We start from the raw sequence: 19,781 nt of genomic DNA, 5'->3' as shown, positions 1-19,781 counted from the left end.
TTGCTTTTAAATTCCGAAATCCGAAATCGAAAATCCGAAATCGGACTTTATTTTCGCACTAAGTAGGTACCCAAGCCTTAAACTTTATCAAAAAGGGGTGGCCTATGAACTTTCCTAAAGGAAAAAGGTTATGGTCCTATCTGGGGATAGCGGTCATAATCGCGATCGCCGGGGGATTATTCGCCTCCTTCGGTCCTCCTAAACTCTACGCTAAATCCGGAACCCCGGAATTCTGCGCCGCCTGCCATGTCATGGAAGCCGAATATGAGGCCTGGCGACATCAAGGGGCCCACCGCAGAATCAAATGCATCGACTGTCATTTACCAAACGATCAAGTGGCCAACCATATGTTCCAGAAGGGTCTTCAAGGGATGTGGGATGCCTATGTTTTTTATTCCGGCCGGGTCCCGGAAAATATCCGCTTGTCTGCCAAGGGGGCCAGGATAGCCAAGGAAAATTGTGAGCGTTGCCACGGGGAAACCATTGCCCGGGTGGATATGTCCGGCCGAAATTGCTGGGAATGCCATCGACGCCTGTCCCATATTCAGGGCGGTTCCATAGAAACCCTGGCGCCATAAGGGATCGGGGATCAGGGGGCGGGGCACCTCGAAACATGAAAATGGAATTAAAGGGCCAAGGGCCAGTGTTTTTTCCTCTCTTGCCTCGCGCCTGATTTTCTATTTTCGTATTTAAATCCACCGTTCCAACCGGGGCGGGCGCGGATAGGAAGTTTGAGATGCAAATCGATGTTTTGTAAGCCATCAAATAAGGAAGGTGCTTATGAAAAAAACAAAATTCGTGTTGGTCGTCGCCCTTATTATTGCTGCTGGAGGATTATTGGTCTTTGCCTGCTCCCCTTCCAAACCGGAGCCGGTCAGGACCGTAACCATTGCCGACGGAGATTTTGATCCGGCCAACTGGGGCAAGGCCTATCCCCTGGAATATGAATCCTGGCTCAAGACCAAAGATCCCAAACCGGCCGGAAAAAGTAAATATAAAAAGGGCTATGACACGGATCGGGTCATCTACGATAAATTAAGCGAATTCCCCTACATGCCTCTCCTCTTTAACGGCTGGGGGTTTGGCGTGGAGTACAATGAACCCCGGGGGCATCATTATATGCTCATCGACCAATTGGAGATTGATCCTTCCCGCCTCAAGGCCGGGGGCGTCTGCCTGACCTGCAAGACCCCCTATGCCCCGAAGCTGCAACAAGAAATGGGGCTCAATTATTTCCAACTTCCCTACGTGGAAGTACACAGTAAAATTCCTTCTCAATTCCAAAAATTGGGCGTGGCCTGCGCCGATTGCCATGACAACAAGACCCTGAACCCCAAACTGAGCCGTTGGACTTTGAAAAAGGCCCTGGCCGACATGGGCAAGGATGTGAATCAGATCGGCCGCCAGGAGCTGCGCAGTCTGGCTTGCGCCCAATGCCATGTGACCTACGTCATCAGCAAAGATAAGGAGATGAAATCGACGGGAGTCTTCTTTCCCTGGCAGGGCAGTAAGGTCGGGGATATTTCCGTTGAGAACATCATCAAGGTCATCAAAAGTGATCCGGCCAATCTGGAATGGAAACAAGCCGTCACTGGTTTTAAGCTGGGCTTTGTCCGCCACCCGGAATATGAATTTTACAGCCGCAACAGTATCCACTGGAAGGCCAATGTGGCCTGTGCCGATTGCCATATGCCTTACACCAAGGTGGGGGCCAACAAGATTTCGGATCATAATGTCATGAGTCCCTTGAAAAACGATATGCGGGCCTGTCAGCAATGTCATACGGAAACCTCCCAGTGGTTGACGGAACAGGTGATCGCCATCCAGGACCGCACCGTTTCCATGATGAATCGGGCCGGGTATGCAGCGGCCGTTTCGGCCAAACTTTTTGAGACGGCCCATAAGGCCCAGGAACAGGGCAAAAATATCGATAAGGCCTTTTATCAGCAAGCCAAAAGTCTATACGAAGAAGCCATGTACCGGATCATCTTTATCGGTGCGGAAAATTCCGTGGGCTTTCACAATCCTTCTGAAGCCGGCCGGATCTGCGGCGATGCCGTGGCCATGGCCATGAAGGCCGAGGCCCTGCTGAGACAGACCCTGGCCAAAGCCGGGGTGGATGTGCCGGCAGATATTAATATGGAAATGTCCAAGTATTTAAATAATCGAGGGGTTAAGAAGCTCAAATTCAGACCGGAGTTGGAATTCAAGGACCCCTTCGGGATCCAGGAGATGATAACCCCTGTTAAGTCCATGGGGAAATGAGATGGAAAGACTGTTCGGAGTTCGGAGTTTGGAGTTCGGAGAAAAGAAAGCTCGTTTCTTGTGGCCTATTAAGTGGCTTCGAGTAGTGGCTGCTTTCCTGGGGATTATTTCAACAGCTATTTTTTTCGGCTGGAATTCGCCGGGGCAGGCCCAGGGGCCGGAAAAGCAAATCCAGGAAGGGAAGAAGTTGTTTGAAGGGACCTGTGCCGACTGCCACCGCCTCAACGGCCAAGGCCTGCCGAACAAATTCCCGGCTTTGGATGGAAATCCCTTCGTGGTCGGTGAGGCGACCAAGGTGATTGATACGGTCTTAAATGGTCGTAAAGGGAAATTAGGCCAGATGCCGACATGGAAAGATACCTTTAATGATCAGCAACTGGCCGCCATCATCAGTTATGTGCGCCAGTCCTGGTCGAATAAAGGCACTGCCGTCGCAGCCGAGATGGTCAAGAAAAGGCGGAAATAGGGTTTAATTCGAAAGTAAAGTTTCAAGATGCAAGTTTCAAGTGTGGCAAACCTTGGACCTTGAATCTATTTTCAGCTTGGTGGCGTCCCCTGGGGCATTAGTAACTAAAGAATATAATTCTACGCAAAATGAATAGAATTTCTTAAAGAACACGCCTTGGACCCGGACCAATTGAGGTTTTATTAACATGTTTTGTATATCCAAAATCTTGATTCCGGCTGGTCCGGGTTGGGGTTTAAGATGAAATGGACCAAAGAAGCGGAAGAGGCGGTCTCCCGGGTCCCCTTTTTTGTTCGAAAAAAGGTTAAAAAGAAAGTCGAAGAAGAAGCGGCCCGTTGCCGGAGTTCCGAAGTCACCCTGGAGCACGTCCAAGCCAGCCAGAAGCGCTTTCTTAAAGAGATGGACCGGGAGGTTCAAGGCTTTCAGGTGGAGACCTGTTTCGGACCGTCCGGCTGCCCCAACCGGGTCGTGGACGGTGAAGGAATCGCTCAAGTCCTGGAAGGAGAACTCGGCAAAAGAGACTTGAAATCTTTTTTAAAAGAACGGGTTAAGGGTCCGTTAAAGCTGCACCATGAATTCCGGGTTTCCCTTTCCTGCTGTCCTAATGCCTGTTCCCGTCCCCAGATCGTCGACTTCGGCCTCATCGGGGCTAAACGCCCCAGGGTTTCCAAAGAATCCTGCACGCAATGTGGCGCCTGCCTTGAAGCTTGTCAGGAAGGGGCCATTAGCTTAAATGAAGGCGCAGAGAACCCGGCCATCGATTTTGAAAAATGTCTTTCCTGCGGCCAATGTATTACGGCCTGCCCGACAGGCACGCTCCAAGAGGATTCCCAAGGTTTCCGGGTTCTGGTGGGCGGTAAACTCGGCCGCCATCCTCAATTGGGAAAAGACCTGGGGGAAATATATTCCAAAGATGAGATGCTCAATGTCCTGAATCACTATCTGGATTTTTACCAGACCCATTGTCAGAAAGGCGAGCGGTTGGGGGAGATTTTAAATCGCTTGGCAGGTAACGAAAGGGGTTCTGTTTTTTATTAAGCCCCCATGTCCCTCCGGGGCGCCACGAAGCATGAAAATTTCTTTTAGGCAATGGGCGATGGGCAAGGTAAAACGATTTTATGGTTTTTCCTTCACCTATACCCTATAGCCCCTTGCAACCTGCAACTTTTATTTTTTCACCTTATTTTGACCGATTTCGAAGGCCTGCTGGTTGACACTCAGAAGTTTCTCGGGGAAGGTCTCCCCGATCACCGAGACAAAATCTTCCAACTGGATCGGGAGAAGACCCAAGCCGCCGACCGCTCCGATCATGATAATGTTGCTGAGAATGGGATTTCCCAGTTTCATGGCTTCCTCTGTGGCATCGATCAACCAAACCCGGGCGGATAATCTTTCTAATGTTTTTTTGATGATATCCGTTTCAGGGTAGTTGCATTCTCCGGCAATGACACTCACCGGGTAGACCGGGCGGGTGTTGGTCAACACAGTTACCTGACGGTTGCCATAGGTGGCCAGGATACGGATGGCTTCGACAGGTTCCAGGGCGATAATGATGTGGGCCTTTCCTTTTGGAATTTGAGGGCTCCAGGTGGAGGCGGCGGATACGCGGAGGTGGCTCATCACCGAACCTCCCCTCTGGGAGGCTCCAAAGGTTTCTCCAATGGTCAGAAAGTACCCCTGCCTGGAAAGCATGTTGGCCAGTACCCGGGAGGCCAGGACATTGCCCTGGCCTCCGACTCCGGCCAGGATGATGTTATAGGGATCTTGGATTAATGGTTTCATAAGGATACCGGCTCCTCTCTCATAATGGCTCCATTAGGGCAAATATCGGCACAGACTCCGCAGCCCACACAAATAACCTCATCGATTCGCGATTTTTTCGTTCCTTTATCCCAGATCAGGCCCGGACAGCGGAAAATCCGGGTGCAGAGATGGTTGCAACCGCACTCATCGCCCAGGCACCGGGATTCATCGATTTGCATCCTGTAGTCTTCCTTTCCTTTTTTTTCAGGACTCAAGGCGCATATTTGGCGCAAGATAAGCACCTTCACCCCCCCTTGCTCCAGAAGCGCGTTTATGGTGGCCCGGGTCTCTTCCAGATTGAAGGGGTCCCGAATGACCACCTTCGCCCCCATGGCCTCGCAAACCCTGGCGATATCCACCTTAGGGGCCTCTTGACCCACGGCATTGATCGGAAGGCCGGGGTGAGGTTGAAACCCGGTCATGGCCGTGCCGCTGTTGTCCAAAATGATCAAAAGGGTGGCGGCCTCCTGATGGATGGCATTGACCAGGGCCGGTAAGACGGCATGGAAAAAGGTGGAATCGCCGCAGACGGCGATCGTCGGTTGATCCATCCCAAAATCTCCCAGCTTGCCGAATCCGCAGGCCAGACCTAAACCGGAGCCCATGGCATGGGCGATCTTGACGCTCTGGAACCCGGCCGGTAAGGCCCCCAGGCTGTAACAGCCGATGTCCCCGCAGACAAAGCCCTGACGGTTGTCCAATTGCAGGGCCTTATGGATGGACCAAAAGGAAGCCCGATGAGGACAGCCCGGGCAGAAGTTCAGCTCCCTGCCAGGCGCCAATGACCCGGCCGCCTCCTGAGCCTCCTTTTCGTAGGCTCCATCCATCGACAGGTACGGAACCCCCATAATTTTAGATAGACCGGCTGCCACCAGGTCAGGATTGAGTTCCCCGATCATCGGAATCGACCCGTCATTTTTTCCGTAAAAGGTCTTGATCCCGATCTCGGCCGCCTGTTCCGCGGCCAGGATCTTGACGCTGTCTTCCAGGAAGGAGATGACCTCCTCCACGATCAGGATTTTTCCCGCCTTCGCCAAATAGCTCTTCACCAATTTTGGCGGCAATGGCCAGGTAGTGCCCAATTTAAGGAGTCCCACCCGGTCTTTCAATCCCAATAGATTAAGGGCTTCCCGGCAATAGAGCGTGCAGGCGCTGCTGGTGATGACCAGCAATTCCGGTTTTTCCGGTCCCTCATACGTGTTGAAGGGGCTCTCTTCAAAGAGCTCCCGCACCCGATCCAATTTTTTGTGCTGAAGGTCATGGTGATAGGCCACCGGCATACTGGAGACCGGCCCTGTATCCGGGTTTAGGAAAGGCCCCTGAAATCTAAATTCAGCCGTGCCCTTTTTTTCCGGAAGCTTCCCGAGCCGGACACTGCCGCTGGCATGGGACAGGCGCGTAACGGAACGCACCATAACGATATTTTTTATTTCCTCTGAAAGTTCGAAGGCCCACCTGGTCATATCCTTGGCTTCCTGAAAATCCCCGGGTTCCAAAAGCGGGATTTCAATCATCCGGGCGAAATGACGGGATTCTCCTTCATTCGCACTGGACAGGGCTCCCGGATCATCACAGCTCACCAGGACCAGTCCCCCGCGAGTCCCGGAGCCGGCCAGATGAAGCAGAAAATCAGAGGCCACATTCACCCCATTCTGCTTCATGGGGCAGATGGCCCGCAGTCCGGCAAAGGAAGCCGCGGCCGCTACCTCCAGCGAAATCTTCTCATTGGTGGACCATTCCACATACAAATGGCGTTCCCTGGCCACCTTGGATAAATTCTCGATAATTTCCGAGGAGGGTGTGCCCGGATACCCTGCGGCCACGTGGACTCCGGCTTCCAAGGCGCCACGGACAATGGCTTCATTGCCCATCAATAACACCCGCATCCCCTCTTTGTTCTCAATCCATTTCGACATGATGATTTCCTTTTGTCAGACAGGAGGCCTGACCTATTGGGTACAATAATCTTATTAAACTCGGCATTCCCGCGCAGGCGGGAATCCAGCCCAGGCGTAACCAATTATAAACACTGGATTCCCGTTTCCACCCCGGGGATGTAGTCCTGTCAGGGACGGAATTCGGAATGCCGAAAATGAGCTCTTCCGGATTTTTACAGGACAATCAATTTTTGATTGTGCTCAATTAACCCAAAATCCGGCAAATAACGGAATCCCTTCGATCCACATAAATCAGATCTTCAGGGGTTCCGGTTTTCTCCATAATCGTTTTCAAGGCTGTCCTTTTTTTATTCAGGGCGGCCTTTTTCAGTTCCTCAAGGACTTCGGCCGGGACCTCCCGGAATTCCAGGATGCCTTTTTTACGGGCCAGATCAATGAGGTCCTGACCGGTTTTTGTCCGGACAATAACCTGATTCCAGGACCGGAGGGTCTCCCAGTCTTCGGGCAAGCGGGCGGACCCGACGGAAATGTCGGCAAACTCGGCAGTCGTATCGAGGCAGATACGGCAGCCCTCCCGGACCAGGGGATCGATCTCCTCCCAGGGAATGGCGATGGCTCCGGTTTGGGTAAAAACGGCCACCTGCCCTTTTCCCGGCGGGATATCCATGCCGACGATTTCTTCCAGATTGGTCCGGGTTTTAAGGAGGGGGATTAATTTTTTCCAAGACAGGGTCCAGCCACAAAAAAGGCCGACGACCAGCTTTAGTTTATCGATATTATTGTCCTTTTCCGGAAAGGGCTTCATCCGCATCTTGGCCAGGGCCAAGGCCTGACAGGGCGTGGCTACAACGCCGATTTTTTGGGAATCACTTTGGGCCGCCCGGTTGAAGGCCGCTATCGTACCGGCAGCGATAAATTTACTTTTCCCCCGCTTTCGTACTTCCGCGGCTTCCCCCACCGCCACACCCTGGTGAGTAAAACGGTCACCGCCCTGGGCCACCACGGCCGTATCGATGATCCCTTCCTCCAAAGCCAAACTCATCAGGGCCGATACCGTACCGCCGTGCTGGGCCTGTCGGCGAATTTTCTCATCGGCTGCCCGGCAGATAGAATAATCCTTGACCGCACCAATTTCCGGGGTCAGGTCCTGGGGATCAAACAAACGGGCCCGAAGGGAATCCAGATCCGTTGCCGTTCGCGGACAAAAGGCAAAACATCTCCCTTCCTGAAGATCGCAGACGTGGAGGGTGACCACCTCGTCTTGATAATAGGCCTGGTAGGGGCAGAGGTTGACGCAGGCGCCGCAAGCCGTACAAAATTTGGTTTCCCGGACACGGGTCCGCAACGCCGCCTGGCCATGGCCCTGAATGGTATCGCTCATCACAATCTCCTTCTCATCAATTCTTCCAAAGCCTAAAATAAAAAGGCCAGAAATTCAATTTAATTATGGTAAACGAAAGATAAAAATAATCTGCCCTCCCCCAAAAAATACAGTCTTCAACCTATTCCTTTATGGCTCTCTTCATAGTACTTTTAAACCCATCAGGTGTTTTATTAAATATCCTTAAAAATGCAACCAGGGAGGATCGAAGATGAACCGAAGGAAGGACAGCCGTATCTCCAAAGCCAATTTGATCAACGAAGGTTTGCTGGAAAATGAACGGGGTGAAGAAGAATCGATTTCGGAAGAATTCGTCTCGGCTCCCCTATTTAGCATTTCAGAGGCCGCCAAGTCACTGGGAATCGGGCGGAAGGAGCTTTATCGCCTGATTGAATGGAGAGAAATTAATACCATCAAGTCCGGCAATTCCCTCCGCGTGGAGGGGAAGAGCCTGGAAGCCTTTAAAGCCAGCGGTAAAACGATTTCGGTCTAATCCCGCTTCCCTTATGGGTCGCCGATTCCCGAAGAAGCGAAGTAGTGCCAGGTTCTCTTCCTTCAGTTAAAGGCCTTTTCTCACAACCAGCCCGGTCCCATAGGACGAAACCAGTATCAGGGCAAATGGAATCCATGTTCCCATCAGGCTGGCAAACATGTCTAAACTTCCGTTGATCATCAGGGCCACGACAAAAAAATCCACGGTGATCACGAAGCCAACGAAAATCAAGGCCGTTGGTAAAGGGGTCGTATAGCTGAATTTGAAAAAATAATTGAGTGAGACCAGTGAAAAGAAGATCGGTGCTCCGATGGCATGGATGATCAGCGTATTCTCTAACGAGGTCAAGGCCAGGCCGAATCCCATGGTTGCGGCACAGAGCACCCATCCAATAAAGGCATGGCTCAAAATGATCAATATTTTTTTGGGGGACATTACCTTCTCCTGACGACATTACAGGACCGGCAAGGATTTTTCCATTTCCCTTGACTATATTATCCTCTCTACGTATAGTCAAAAAAATTTTAGGAACATTTCAAAAACACATCAAGATTTGGGAAAGCCATGCCTTTTGAAGCCATTTTGTTAATTGTTTTCGCATACTTAGTTGGGTCCATTTCGACCGGCGTAGTCCTTTCCAAAATATTCGGTCAAGGAAACCTCCAGGAAGAAGGCAGCAAGAATATCGGGGCCACCAATGTCTCCCGGTTAATGGGTAAGAAGTGGGGGGTTCTGACTTTATTCGGGGATATGCTTAAAGGGATGATCCCCATCTGGATAGGCCAATGGGTTTTGGGGAGGGAGGGCGATACGGGCTTTTTCTTTATTTGTCTCATGGCCCTGGCCGCCTTTCTGGGACATCTCTTTCCAATTTACCTGGGATTTAAAGGAGGAAAGGGGGTCGCTACGGCTTTTGGGATTTTCATTCTAATCGGTCCCAAGGCCCTCCTGATAGCCATTCCTATTTTTGTGCTGGTCGTTTATTTTGGAAAATATATCTCACTGGGATCCATGATTGCCGCCGGATCATTTCCAATCCTATTGATTTTATTTAACTATAACATCTATGCCGTAATGCTTTCCATTATCATCGCTTCTGCAATTATTTTCAAACACCAAGAGAACATCCGTCGTCTTATCAAGGGAGAAGAAAAACCCTGGCATGGGGGGAAAAACCTAAACCAAGAAAATCCGTAACACTTTAGGTGTTTGAAAAGAGGGATTTTGTTCACCGCAAAGCCGCAAAGGACGTAGAGAGATTTTCTTTGCGCTTTCTGCGCCTCTGGAGTGAAAACAGTTTTTCAAAAAGCTAAACTGATACGAAAATCCAAGTCCTGGAGACCATGCAGATTAATTATTAACCTTAGCGGATTACCATGAAGCAGGGCTCTCTATCCAACCCGGCCCTATAGATTATCCCAATATTTCCTCTCCTTTTTAAGCTTTTTTGAAATACGGAAGGCGGTTCCCTTTTTCTTCTTAGGCCAGGGATCCTGATCTTCTTCCATGAACGTTTCCTTATCCCGGTCCATTAATTTATTCTGAATCCGTTGGGCGAATTCTTCGGAGCGAATCCATCCGGCTTGGTAACTCCGGCAAAAAGAACCCAATTCCTGGTCGGAAGTGACTACTAATGTCTTTTCCCTATCGCGTTGCACTAACCGTTTAATAATATCATCAGCGGTTTTTCCCAAGGGGGAGTACAAAATTTTTATCCCCTTATAAATATCCCTCCCTTCAAAGAGTCCCCCCCCTTTACCGCCGTCAAAAACGACCGTAATGGTATGAGGGGCCCTTTGTCGGTATTGAGATAACCACTCCAATAGCTTCTCCCGGCCTTTGGAAAAATCAGCCTCTTCCACCCGGGCTAAAGATGGAAATTTTCGAATCAGATTGTAGCCATCAACAAGGAGTCGGATTGCCATTTTTAAATTTAATATTTCATTATTTATTAATTATTTTGGCATCATCAGATCGACAATGCGGATTAATTCCTCTTCGGAATGGAAATAGATTTCCAAGGCCCCGCCCTTCTTTTTTCTCTTTAGCTTGATGCGGGTCTTATATTTCTGAATCATCTCCTTCACCCAGTCTTCTTCAGCCAAAGAAGCTAAGCGGCCCTTCTTAACCTGGGCCGGTTCCCCTTTTTTCATAATACGTTCCAGTTCTCTAACCGAAATTCCTTTTTCAATAATTTCCTTGGCCAATCGGATCTGTTCTTGAGGAGATTCCAGGGCCAGCAGACACTTGGCATGGCCGAAGGAAACCGCTCCTTCAGAGATTTTTTCCTGGACCCAGGGGGATAATTTCAATAAACGCAAAATATTGGCAACGGATGAGCGGTCTTTCCCGACTCGCCGCCCCACCTCCTCCTGAGAAATACCGAATTCCTGAATCAATCGCTGATAGGCCTCGGCTTCTTCCATGGGATTCAGGTTCTGCCGCTGGATATTTTCTATCAGGGCCAATTCTAACTGGGCCGTCGGTTCGGCCTCCCGGATCAATACCGGGACTTCTGTCAGGCCTGCTCGCTGGGCGGCCCGCCATCTCCTTTCCCCGGCGATTAATTCATAGCCATCGTCGATTTTTCGGACCAGCAAGGGCTGGATAATCCCTTTTTCTTTTATGGATTCGGCCAATTGGTCTATCGAAGCCTCTTTGACCTTCTTGCGGGGCTGTAGAGGATTGGGCTGAACTTCTTCAATACCCACATAAAAAAAGGACCTCTTTTCACCTTTCGGGGTTTCAACGGTCGGAATCAAGGCCCCTAATCCCCGACCCAACCCCCTTTTTTTTGGACCAAAGACCCGGCCGTCATCCATTTTTTTTCTCCCTTTCCACTAATTCTTTGGCCAGTTCCAGATAGCTTTGGGCACCACGGGAATTGACATCATATAAAACAACCGGAAGGCCATGACTGGGGCTTTCGCTGATCCGAACATTTCTCGGAATAACGGTCTTAAAAACAAGTTCCTTAAGATGGGTCCGGACTTCGGCTTCGACCTGTCCGGAAAGATTGTTGCGGATATCAAACATGGTCAGCAGGATACCTTCAACAACCAGGGAGGGATTTAAATCCCTTTGAACAATCTGTATGGTCGTTAAGAGCTTACCCAATCCCTCTAAGGCATAATATTCGCATTGAGTTGGGACAATTATGGATTGTGCGGCGGTCAGGGCATTAACGGTCAGTAAACCCAGGGAAGGAGGGCAGTCCAGAAAAATATAGTCGAATTCCGGAATTATTGAACTGATTTTGTTTTTAAGCACCTTTTCGCGCTGCGGCAGCGGCACCAATTCGATATCAGCCCCGACCAGATCCATATCCGAGGGAATTATTTTTAAGAAGGGGAGGTCGGTTGATAATATCAGATCGGCAGGATCAAGTTGGTCAACCAAAAGATGATAGATGGAATGCTGGAAGGTCTGCTTGTTGGCACCGACCCCGCTGGTAGCATTCCCTTGGGGGTCAAAGTCTATGATTAAGGTCTTTTTCTCGGCAAGAGCCAAGGCTGCAGCCAGATTGATTGCCGTAGCCGTTTTCCCCACCCCACCCTTTTGATTAACAACACAAATAAGCTTTCCCATGAGGCCCCTTTATTTTAATGGCCCACTATTACACAAAAACCTCCCCTTGAAAAGAGTTTTAAGTGTTCCACGTGGAACATTGCCGTAAATCTATTTTTCACCGCAGAAACTCCGAGGCCATAGAGAAGAAAAATCATCTCCAAAAGGGAAAGTAGTCCAGGGGCCAGCGAATCCCTTATAAATTACAAATTTGTATTTATATAATAACAAGGTGTTACATTTTTGTATTTCAATAACCGTTTGGTCTAAAAAATTACCATATAATTTACTGGTTTAATTAAATAATTATATATTGGTCCTTATGGCAAGACTTTTGCTATATCTCAGCCTATTAAATCAATAAATACAGGTCAAGGGGAGATAATGTTCATGAAAAATAAAAAATGGGGCCCTGTCTTGCTCTTTTTTTCGATTCTCTTAACAACCCACCTGGTTTGGGCCGGGGAAAAACCTCCCATCGATACGGGATCTACCGCCTGGATGCTCATTTCTACCGCCCTGGTCCTGCTCATGGTGCCGGGGTTGGCCATGTTTTATGGCGGCCTGGTCCGGACCAAGAATGTTTTGGGAACCATGATGCACAGTTTTGTCTCTATGGCCATTATCGGGGTCCTCTGGGCGGTTTGCGGCTACGCCCTGTCTTTCGGCAAAAATATCCTGGGCGGCTGGATAGGCTGGAACCCGGATTATTTCTTTTTAAAGGGCATTGATGATTCCATCCACAGCGCCGGCGTTCCGGAATATGTGGTGGCCATGTTTCAAGGCAAATTTGCCATCATTACTCCAGCCCTCATCGCCGGGGCCTTTGCCGAGCGGGTCCGATTCCGAAGCTACTGTGTTTTTATCACTTTGTGGTTTCTCTTTGTTTATTGTCCTCTCTGCCACTGGATCTGGGCCGAAGATGGGTTTCTTTATAACCTGGGTGCCCGGGGCGTAATTGATTTGGCCGGCGGGATGGTGATCCATGTCTCTGCCGGGGTGAGTGCCCTGGTGGCGGTTTTGTATTTGGGTGCCCGGCATGGCTATCCCAAATTGATCAGCACCCCTAATAACCTGGTCATTACCATGATCGGGGCCGGTTTGTTATGGGTGGGTTGGTTTGGATTTAATGCCGGTAGTACCGTTTCCAGCGGCTTGGATACGGCCAGGGCTTTGACGATGACCCAGATTTCGGCTGCCTCCGGGGCCTTGACCTGGATGCTTATTGAAACGCTGCATCTCCGTAAAGCCACTTCTCTGGGGTTTGCAACCGGTATCCTGGCCGGATTGGTAGTGATTACCCCCGCAGCCGGGGTGGTACAACCCATAGGGGCCTTGGCCCTGGGGTTCTTTTCGGCCCTGGTCTGTTATGGAGCCATTCTATTAAAATATAAACTGGGTTACGATGATTCGTTGGATGTCTTTGGTGTCCATGGAGTCGGGAGCGGTCTGGGAGTCCTTTTGCTCTCCTTTTTTATCCGGCCGAGTTGGATGGCCGAAGCCGCCAAGAAGGCCGGCGGGTCCTGGGGTGCCTGGAACCAACTCGGGATTCAGGGCGCCGGTATGGGAATTACCATTGTCTATGCCGCCTTGGTCACCTTAATATTAGTCGTTCTGATCAACAAAACCATCGGGTTTCGGCTGGACCACAACGATGAACTCATCGGTCTGGATGAAAGTATGCACGGCGAACATGGTTACGGGTTGATGGATGTAAGGTAAGAAGCGGGGGATGCCCCCGCAGGGGCGAGCGCCATGAAGCATAAAAAAGGATTCAAGGGGTCCAGGGGCCAAGGATTCAAGTGAAAGGCTTGGAATTTAAAACCCCTGAACCCTATTTTCGTTCTAAGCACTCATGCCCGGGTCGGGCACTACGAAGAATGAAAATGTCTTTCGCCGACCCCCGATCCCTGACCCCCGACCCTGAACGTTATTTTCGTTCTAAAGCGGCAAAGACACATTAAAAAACCGGCCGGTCCCAACCTCCTTAAACTGCAGTCTCAGATCCCTGGCGGAAGCGGCTTCTCCAGGAAAAAAGATAAAACCATGAACGATTTCCATGGGCCGAATAGCCCGGTTTTCAAGGGATTTGTTTCTTAGATCTTCGGAGATATTCTGACCGGCCTTATCGGAACCATAGGCAGCGGCTCCTCCGAGGGTGGCCCCGGCTGCTGCCCCCAGAGCTGCCCCTTTGCCTGCGGCCTCCCCTACGCCTCTACCGCCGACGATACCGATCGCAGCACCAATTAAAGCCCCGGCAGCCGCACCCAGAAATCCATGTTTTACCGCCCCGGAACCAATCCCGGCTAATTCGCTGTGTTTCGCTACGCGTTCATAAGCCAACCGCTTGTCCAATACCGGCCAAAGATTATTTTGATAATCGACCAGAAAGGTCTGGGTCGGGTTGATTTCTATGGGTGAAGTCCCTCTGTGATCCATTACTATTTGAACTGGTAGCAATCCGGCCCCACGGATATCAAAACCAAAGGCATTCTGGGCCTCATTAGGGTCACTGAAGGATCTGGCACCTATCTGTATCCCCGCCACCTGGGTCATGTTGGAATAACTTGCCGGCATCTTTAGGGGGACCACCTGTTGGGTGTAAGGACTGCACCCCCAGATAAACAGGCTGATCAATACTATTCCCAATATAGCAATGGGGCTTTTCTTCATGGCGTTTTCTCCTTTAGCATAGAGTTTCAGGTTTCAAGTCTCAAGATGCAAGTTTCAACTATAGTCCCTTGCAGAAGTAATTTGCATTTTCAAAAATCGTGTTGCCTCAGAGTAGCATGGGGCTTCACTATAAATTATAAAGGATTCTTTGCATTTCTTCTATATTTTTAATCACATTATGGCTTATAAGACAAAGAATTTCAGAAAAAGTTAAATGGAATGGAGATGTTTATGTTTGAAGGGACGAGGATGAGAACTCCTAACTTATTTTCGAATTAAGCCCTCATACCCCAGGGTGCACCACGAAGCATGAAAATTAGATTTTGCCGAGTAATGGCTAAAGACCTGTAACCGTCCGTCCGCTTGAGGCGACTTGATTTCCCTTACGGTCACGTATTACTGTGTCAAAGCAAGATATTTTTTGACCCAGAGCGATTTTCTCCTGGATCAAATCCCTGACCCCGACTTTCCGGTGTGGGATTTTTTGGCTCCCTAATATCGGGGGGGCAAAACGTCTGTTTTCAATTACACAAACAGGGTGGTCTTGGCATCTAAGGCAAAATCCAGAAAGGAGGCCGCCCCTCCCAATTCGATTTCGTCAACGAGATCTTCCTTTTTAACGCCCATAACATCCATGGTCATCTGACAGGCAATCAGTTTGACCCCGCCTTCGATGCAGGCTTTTAACAATTCGGGAATGGTAGGGACATTTTGCTTAGCCATCCAGTTGTTCATCATGCTGGTAGCCATGGCGGTCATCCCAGGCAGGACTCCGATGATATTAGGGACAGGTATGGGCATGGCCGGGTTAGCCAGGGAAGGAACCTTCAGATTTTTATTCTTTTTTTTGTTTAAAATATCCAACCCATAGAAGGTAAAAAAGATACCGACTTCCAAGTCGAAGGCCGCCCCCGTACTGGCTAAAATCAAAGGCGGGTAGGCCATGTCCAGAGTACCCTTTGAGGCTATTATGGCCAATCGGTTCTTCTGGCCAACCTGGGCAAGTCTTTCTTTTAAGATCTCATCCACACGGTCATCAATGAGTTTTTTGATCTGAGCCTCGTCCATGGGTCCTCCTTAAAAAGTTAGAGGTGGGGAAATTCTATCATACTCCTTTATCAAGATTGGGAATGGTCGGGACGACTGGATTTGAACCAGCGACCCCAGCGTCCCGAACGCTGTGCTCTACCAGACTGAGCCACGTCCCGACTACTAAAATATAACACCAATAGGCTTTGTTGTAAAGAGGTTTGACGGTCTAAATTTTTTCAGGGTGTTTTGAAAGGATTTCCAGGAAATTTTTCAAGATCCGGGCTGTAGCCCCCCAGATGACATCTCCCTGGTAATTTATCCAAAGGTTAAAAATAGACTGGCCGTTGAAAGAGACGGGCCCTTCTTTCAAATCTTCTTTTTGGAGATAATCGAGGGGTAGTTCAATCAGGCGCTCCACCTCGAAGGGGCTCAGTTTAAATGGATAGGGGTAGGGGATGATCCCGACATAGGGACAGATACGAAAATTGGTAATGGTAACCAGGTGGTCTAATTCCCCTAAGATTTCAACCGTATCCATTTCGATCCCGATTTCCTCCTCGGTCTCTCGTAAAGCCGTAGTCAGACAATCCAGGTCCTCATAATTAAAAGCGCCCCCCGGAAAGGAGATCTGCCCCTTGTGATGTTCCACCCGGTCCGTTCGTTTAGTCAACAGGATATGGGTCTTCCGGTTTTTCTGGAATAAAGGAAGCAACACTCCGGCCGGCGTCAAATCCGGGCGATCGGTTATCTGGCTCTGTCTTTTGTGAAGCAACCGTTTTAGTTTTTCTTTTTGCATGATTCGATTTTTTCGGTATTTGTTACCATTTTTGAGTTATGAAATAGTTTTGTCTGACAGGATCAACAGGATTTCGGTTTGTGTCTTTCTTCCGAACAGGCACAGATTATCCGGTGAATCCTGTCAAATTTACTCTTTTGCCGTTCCGTATTCTTCAAGATATTCATCAAACGCTTTTTTAAGGGAGAGGGAGATGGGCTGCCAGACTCCTTCCACCTGGACCGGGATCTGCTCCTCAAAAAGATATTGGATAATCTCGCTAATAGGTGCTATGGAATATACCGGTACCCCGGTCCTTTCGGTAAATTGACCTAAAGCATCTTCACCTTTTATTCCTAAAAGAACCTTCCCTTCCGAATCATAACAGGCCGTGGTCTGTTGGCGATCAATGCCAAGACACAATCCCACGATCCGGACGGAAATCTTTTTCTGTTCCCTTTCGAGGGCAATCTTTTCCAAAAGGTCATATTTGGTGGCCATGGAGGTACCTACATCGTCCACGATCCAAAGGCCGCATCCATCAAAGAAGGTGTTGTTGACCATCAGGTTTTTTTGTCCCGAGGCCTCACCGTAAGCCTTGATTTCTTTTCGATCATATTCAAAATATAATTCTTTTTGATATTCTGTCCAGAAGTTTATGGCCATGGCCTGGGCGATGGCACTTCCCTTGTAAGAAGGACCTAAAAGGATATCCACTTCCAGCAGCCGGTTGGACTCGAGGAGCAGACGGGTAAAAAAAGAGCCCAGTCGAAAGCTCAATTTCCCGGTACACAGACGTCCCATATTGACAAAATAGGGACTGGGCCGGCCATCCTTTAAGACCAGGCCTTTTCTGAAAAAAAGACTGCCTGCTTCCGCTAAAAAAAGGGCAAATTCTTGTTGATAGGGTTTAAGAACCATAATTAAAACCTCCCGGTTATTTGAAAAAAAAGTCCGATCCGCAGGGCTCTGGCTTCATTTAAATGGACTACGGCCTGGGTATTGTTGGAAAAATAGGTCGTATTCGTGCCCTCCGGTACATAGAAATAGAAAATCCGGCCCCCTCCCTCGATTTCCAGCATTTTTAGGGGACAAAAAGCCAAAGAAAGGGCTCCATCCAAGCCTAATAGGCCAAAGTTGTCGGCCTCATGGGCAAAGCTGGGGTCCTTTTTAAAATCATCCCGCAGGTTCCAAACGCCACGACCCCGATAATGGATATAAGGAAATAAGGCCAAAGAACCTTTCAAACGTAGTTGTTTCCCCTTGGGTTCGGGGGGATTTAATAATTCCAACTCCCCTTTGATCCCCAAGCGCAGGGCATCCCAGTTAAAGTCATAACGGGAATCCAGACCGGCAAAAGGCTGGTCAGTTTCCGCTCCATAAAGAGTGATCCATCGGCCGTTGTTCATGCGAATTTTTTCTTCATAATGCTGCCATCCCAGAAAAGGTTTAAGGGTCCATCGGGGCTTTGCGACAGAAAAAAAAGGGGGCTGGATATCAACCATCCAAAAAACTGTTTCTCCGGTAACATCAAATCCGGATTGGTGATATAAGGACCCTTCCTGGTAATCCTTGTCGAAACCCTCACTGGTCGAGCTTTGGCCTTTTCCATATTGAAGCCTTAAGGAGCCGGAGGTATCGGGATGCTTTAACTCCAATGTTATGAAAGGGATCAAACTGTCCATCTTTTTAAAATCAAGGGCCGATTTGCCTCGGGCCGATTGCCCCGGAAAGCTGATCTCCCAAGAAGAAGAACCCTGGGTAATAAGATATCCCAATCCCAGATCCAAATAATTGGAGCGCTGGCCCCAGCCCGGGGAGTTGGTTGGCGCTATTGTAAGCGAGGCGTTAAGCGCACCGGCAGCGGCCACCGGTCGTGGGGTCAGTGGCAGAACCAGCAAAGAAACGAGCACAGACACGAAGAGATATTGTTTCATAAAAGGGCTTTTCTTGACTTTTAATCCTTTCCCCCTATAATCTTTCAAACCCTGTTCATCGAGGAATGAAGGAACGACAGAATGCGCTTTGGAATTGACTCTTTATTATCCCATCCGCCATCGGATTTGCTTAAAAGACGCTGGGGGCTCCTTTCCAATCAGGCCTCGATTAATCAAGAAGGATACTATAGCAAAGATCTCCTGCGGGGTAAATTTCAAAATAACCTGACCTGTCTGTTCTCGCCCCAGCATGGCTTTTGGGGGACCGAACAGGATAATATGGTCGAGACCCCGGACAGCCGGGACCCGGCCACAGGTCTGCCTATTTATAGCCTTTACAGCCGGACCCGCCGCCCCACGGCCCGGATGATGGAGGCCTTCGATGTCCTGTTCATTGACCTCCAGGATGTGGGGACCCGGGTCTATACATTTATCACTACCCTGGCCTACTGTCTTCAGGAATGCCAAAATTATCGAAAAAAAATCGTGATCCTCGATCGTCCCAACCCGATTGGAGGGATCGCCGTAGAAGGAAATATCCTTCTACCGAACCTGACTTCCTTTGTCGGGGTCTATCCTTTGCCCATGCGTCACGGCCTGACTATGGGGGAACTGGCCCGATTATTTAACCAGGAAATGGACATCGGCGCCGACCTTCGGGTGATCCCCATGGAAGGCTGGCAGCGGTCGATGTCTTTTGATCAAACCGGTAACCCCTGGGTGATGCCTTCTCCGAATATGCCTGCCCTTTCCACGGCCCTGGTCTATCCCGGACAGGTGCTCTTGGAGGGGACGAACCTCTCGGAAGGAAGGGGAACTACCCGGCCCTTTGAAGTTTTCGGGGCCCCTTTCATCGATCCCCAAAAAGTTAATGAACTCATCAGGGATACGTCTTTGCCGGGAGTTCAATTGATCGAAATGGCCTTTCGTCCGACCTTTCAAAAATGGCCGGGTCTGGAATGTCGGGGTTTTTTTCTGCGGGTTTATGATCCGGAGGCCTTTAAACCCTATCGGACCTCTTTGAGGTTAATCCAGGCCATCCGGACCCTGTATCCCGAGGACTTTATTTGGAAGTCCCCTCCTTATGAATATGAAACCGAAAGGATGCCCATTGATCTGTTGGTCGGCGATCAACTGATCCGTCAAGCCCTGGAGGCCGGGCAACCCATTACGGAACTTGAGGCCTCCTGGCAGGATGGGCTGAATAAATTTTTACGGCTGCGACAAGAATATTTACTCTATCCCTGATTTTTTCATCTCTTCTTCCTTATGCCCGATTTCCAAAAATCGGCTTCTCCAGAATTCAGAATGAGGTTTTTTATCTGCTTTGTTTTTAATATTGGTGGGTTACGCTTCGCTGCTCCCACCCTACAGGAATTTTGCCACTTGATCGACAAAACTTTGTCGATGTTGATTTATTAAGCGACTAAAGAAGTCGATAGGCATGGATAGACCGAATTAGAGGGAGGACTCTTTATTATGGGGGCCAGA

The 19,781-nt window shown here is 49.4% G+C and carries 20 protein-coding genes and 1 tRNA gene; 8 read left to right on the top strand and 13 right to left on the bottom strand.

Annotation, left to right across the window (positions count from 1 at the left end; translation table 11 throughout):
• Window positions 1–104: 104 nt before the first annotated feature.
• From nrfH to HY879_11300, 4 genes are all read left to right on the top strand, one after another.
• Window positions 105–578: a cytochrome c nitrite reductase small subunit gene (gene nrfH, locus HY879_11315; protein ID MBI5603933.1), complete on the top strand. Its 474-nt coding sequence runs from the start codon at window positions 105–107 to the stop codon at window positions 576–578.
• A 202-nt stretch (window positions 579–780) separates the two neighbouring features.
• Window positions 781–2,265, top strand: coding sequence for an ammonia-forming cytochrome c nitrite reductase subunit c552 (locus HY879_11310; GenBank protein ID MBI5603932.1), 1,485 nt, complete (start codon window positions 781–783; stop codon window positions 2,263–2,265).
• 1 nt (window position 2,266) lies between these two features.
• Window positions 2,267–2,731 (top strand): cytochrome c, encoded by a 465-nt coding sequence (locus tag HY879_11305; GenBank protein MBI5603931.1) that lies wholly within the window; start codon window positions 2,267–2,269, stop codon window positions 2,729–2,731.
• A 240-nt stretch (window positions 2,732–2,971) separates the two neighbouring features.
• The gene (locus HY879_11300) at window positions 2,972–3,769 is read left to right on the top strand and encodes a 4Fe-4S binding protein (protein ID MBI5603930.1); all 798 of its coding nucleotides are present in this window, start codon (window positions 2,972–2,974) and stop codon (window positions 3,767–3,769) included.
• Window positions 3,770–3,898: 129 nt separating this feature from the next.
• Here HY879_11300 and HY879_11295 read toward each other — a convergent pair whose 3' ends face one another.
• From HY879_11295 to HY879_11285, 3 genes are all read right to left on the bottom strand, one after another.
• Window positions 3,899–4,513: an indolepyruvate oxidoreductase subunit beta gene (locus tag HY879_11295; GenBank protein MBI5603929.1), complete on the bottom strand. Its 615-nt coding sequence runs from the start codon at window positions 4,511–4,513 to the stop codon at window positions 3,899–3,901.
• Entirely contained in the window at window positions 4,510–6,450 is a 1,941-nt protein-coding gene (locus HY879_11290; protein ID MBI5603928.1) for a 4Fe-4S binding protein, read from the bottom strand. The genes HY879_11295 and HY879_11290 overlap by 4 nt, the downstream gene beginning before the upstream one ends.
• Before the next feature lie 226 nt (window positions 6,451–6,676).
• A complete protein-coding gene (locus HY879_11285) occupies window positions 6,677–7,813 on the bottom strand; it encodes a Coenzyme F420 hydrogenase/dehydrogenase, beta subunit C-terminal domain (protein MBI5603927.1) in 1,137 nt (378 codons plus the stop codon).
• A gap of 211 nt (window positions 7,814–8,024) precedes the next feature.
• On the opposite strand from HY879_11285, the gene HY879_11280 reads away from it, so the two are divergent.
• Window positions 8,025–8,306 (top strand): helix-turn-helix domain-containing protein, encoded by a 282-nt coding sequence (locus HY879_11280; GenBank protein MBI5603926.1) that lies wholly within the window; start codon window positions 8,025–8,027, stop codon window positions 8,304–8,306.
• 66 nt (window positions 8,307–8,372) lie between these two features.
• On the opposite strand, the gene HY879_11275 is transcribed toward HY879_11280, so the two are convergent.
• Window positions 8,373–8,741 (bottom strand): hypothetical protein, encoded by a 369-nt coding sequence (locus tag HY879_11275; protein ID MBI5603925.1) that lies wholly within the window; start codon window positions 8,739–8,741, stop codon window positions 8,373–8,375.
• Between the two features lie 129 nt (window positions 8,742–8,870).
• On the opposite strand from HY879_11275, the gene plsY reads away from it, so the two are divergent.
• Window positions 8,871–9,503: a glycerol-3-phosphate 1-O-acyltransferase PlsY gene (gene plsY, locus HY879_11270; GenBank protein MBI5603924.1), complete on the top strand. Its 633-nt coding sequence runs from the start codon at window positions 8,871–8,873 to the stop codon at window positions 9,501–9,503.
• 209 nt (window positions 9,504–9,712) lie between these two features.
• On the opposite strand, the gene HY879_11265 is transcribed toward plsY, so the two are convergent.
• From HY879_11265 to HY879_11255, 3 genes are read right to left on the bottom strand one after another with little or no spacing between them, the layout of a single operon-like run.
• Complete coding sequence (locus tag HY879_11265) at window positions 9,713–10,231, bottom strand: NYN domain-containing protein (protein ID MBI5603923.1); 519 nt, start codon at window positions 10,229–10,231, stop codon at window positions 9,713–9,715.
• A 30-nt stretch (window positions 10,232–10,261) separates the two neighbouring features.
• A complete protein-coding gene (locus HY879_11260) occupies window positions 10,262–11,128 on the bottom strand; it encodes a ParB/RepB/Spo0J family partition protein (protein MBI5603922.1) in 867 nt (288 codons plus the stop codon).
• The gene (locus tag HY879_11255) at window positions 11,121–11,894 is read right to left on the bottom strand and encodes a ParA family protein (GenBank protein MBI5603921.1); all 774 of its coding nucleotides are present in this window, start codon (window positions 11,892–11,894) and stop codon (window positions 11,121–11,123) included. Before HY879_11255 ends, HY879_11260 begins: the two co-directional genes overlap by 8 nt.
• Window positions 11,895–12,257: 363 nt before the next feature.
• On the opposite strand from HY879_11255, the gene HY879_11250 reads away from it, so the two are divergent.
• On the top strand, window positions 12,258–13,595 hold the full coding sequence (locus HY879_11250) for an ammonium transporter (protein MBI5603920.1): 1,338 nt from the start codon (window positions 12,258–12,260) through the stop codon (window positions 13,593–13,595).
• A 219-nt stretch (window positions 13,596–13,814) separates the two neighbouring features.
• Here HY879_11250 and HY879_11245 read toward each other — a convergent pair whose 3' ends face one another.
• The 6 genes from HY879_11245 to HY879_11220 form a co-directional block, all read right to left on the bottom strand.
• On the bottom strand, window positions 13,815–14,546 hold the full coding sequence (locus HY879_11245) for a hypothetical protein (GenBank protein ID MBI5603919.1): 732 nt from the start codon (window positions 14,544–14,546) through the stop codon (window positions 13,815–13,817).
• Between the two features lie 525 nt (window positions 14,547–15,071).
• Window positions 15,072–15,614, bottom strand: coding sequence for a DsrE/DsrF/DrsH-like family protein (locus tag HY879_11240; protein ID MBI5603918.1), 543 nt, complete (start codon window positions 15,612–15,614; stop codon window positions 15,072–15,074).
• 63 nt (window positions 15,615–15,677) lie between these two features.
• Window positions 15,678–15,754 (bottom strand) — tRNA-Pro (locus HY879_11235).
• Window positions 15,755–15,804: 50 nt separating this feature from the next.
• Window positions 15,805–16,374 carry a CoA pyrophosphatase gene (locus tag HY879_11230; protein MBI5603917.1) on the bottom strand — a complete coding sequence of 190 codons (570 nt, stop codon included), beginning with the start codon at window positions 16,372–16,374 and terminating at the stop codon, window positions 15,805–15,807.
• A gap of 129 nt (window positions 16,375–16,503) precedes the next feature.
• On the bottom strand, window positions 16,504–17,274 hold the full coding sequence (locus tag HY879_11225; protein ID MBI5603916.1) for a hypothetical protein: 771 nt from the start codon (window positions 17,272–17,274) through the stop codon (window positions 16,504–16,506).
• A 2-nt stretch (window positions 17,275–17,276) separates the two neighbouring features.
• Entirely contained in the window at window positions 17,277–18,290 is a 1,014-nt protein-coding gene (locus tag HY879_11220) for a hypothetical protein (protein MBI5603915.1), read from the bottom strand.
• Window positions 18,291–18,371: 81 nt separating this feature from the next.
• Here HY879_11220 and HY879_11215 point away from each other — a divergent pair, with 81 nt between their 5' ends.
• Window positions 18,372–19,538 carry a DUF1343 domain-containing protein gene (locus HY879_11215; GenBank protein ID MBI5603914.1) on the top strand — a complete coding sequence of 389 codons (1,167 nt, stop codon included), beginning with the start codon at window positions 18,372–18,374 and terminating at the stop codon, window positions 19,536–19,538.
• Window positions 19,539–19,781 lie beyond the last annotated feature (243 nt).

Source organism: Deltaproteobacteria bacterium, assembly GCA_016219225.1.
Taxonomy (GTDB): Bacteria; Desulfobacterota; RBG-13-43-22; order RBG-13-43-22; family RBG-13-43-22; genus RBG-13-43-22.
Note: the sequence above shows the minus strand (reverse complement) of the source record. Positions and strands in the feature narration are given on the sequence as shown.

Coding starts and splice junctions, on each gene's coding strand:
- nrfH (MBI5603933.1), top strand. CDS start 105: ATGAACTTTCCTAAAGGAAAAAGGTTATGGTCCTATCTGGGGATAGCG.
- HY879_11310 (MBI5603932.1), top strand. CDS start 781: ATGAAAAAAACAAAATTCGTGTTGGTCGTCGCCCTTATTATTGCTGCT.
- HY879_11305 (MBI5603931.1), top strand. CDS start 2,267: ATGGAAAGACTGTTCGGAGTTCGGAGTTTGGAGTTCGGAGAAAAGAAA.
- HY879_11300 (MBI5603930.1), top strand. CDS start 2,972: ATGAAATGGACCAAAGAAGCGGAAGAGGCGGTCTCCCGGGTCCCCTTT.
- HY879_11295 (MBI5603929.1), bottom strand. CDS start 4,513: ATGAAACCATTAATCCAAGATCCCTATAACATCATCCTGGCCGGAGTC.
- HY879_11290 (MBI5603928.1), bottom strand. CDS start 6,450: ATGTCGAAATGGATTGAGAACAAAGAGGGGATGCGGGTGTTATTGATG.
- HY879_11285 (MBI5603927.1), bottom strand. CDS start 7,813: ATGAGCGATACCATTCAGGGCCATGGCCAGGCGGCGTTGCGGACCCGT.
- HY879_11280 (MBI5603926.1), top strand. CDS start 8,025: ATGAACCGAAGGAAGGACAGCCGTATCTCCAAAGCCAATTTGATCAAC.
- HY879_11275 (MBI5603925.1), bottom strand. CDS start 8,741: ATGTCCCCCAAAAAAATATTGATCATTTTGAGCCATGCCTTTATTGGA.
- plsY (MBI5603924.1), top strand. CDS start 8,871: ATGCCTTTTGAAGCCATTTTGTTAATTGTTTTCGCATACTTAGTTGGG.
- HY879_11265 (MBI5603923.1), bottom strand. CDS start 10,231: ATGGCAATCCGACTCCTTGTTGATGGCTACAATCTGATTCGAAAATTT.
- HY879_11260 (MBI5603922.1), bottom strand. CDS start 11,128: ATGGATGACGGCCGGGTCTTTGGTCCAAAAAAAAGGGGGTTGGGTCGG.
- HY879_11255 (MBI5603921.1), bottom strand. CDS start 11,894: ATGGGAAAGCTTATTTGTGTTGTTAATCAAAAGGGTGGGGTGGGGAAA.
- HY879_11250 (MBI5603920.1), top strand. CDS start 12,258: ATGTTCATGAAAAATAAAAAATGGGGCCCTGTCTTGCTCTTTTTTTCG.
- HY879_11245 (MBI5603919.1), bottom strand. CDS start 14,546: ATGAAGAAAAGCCCCATTGCTATATTGGGAATAGTATTGATCAGCCTG.
- HY879_11240 (MBI5603918.1), bottom strand. CDS start 15,614: ATGGACGAGGCTCAGATCAAAAAACTCATTGATGACCGTGTGGATGAG.
- HY879_11230 (MBI5603917.1), bottom strand. CDS start 16,374: ATGCAAAAAGAAAAACTAAAACGGTTGCTTCACAAAAGACAGAGCCAG.
- HY879_11225 (MBI5603916.1), bottom strand. CDS start 17,274: ATGGTTCTTAAACCCTATCAACAAGAATTTGCCCTTTTTTTAGCGGAA.
- HY879_11220 (MBI5603915.1), bottom strand. CDS start 18,290: ATGAAACAATATCTCTTCGTGTCTGTGCTCGTTTCTTTGCTGGTTCTG.
- HY879_11215 (MBI5603914.1), top strand. CDS start 18,372: ATGCGCTTTGGAATTGACTCTTTATTATCCCATCCGCCATCGGATTTG.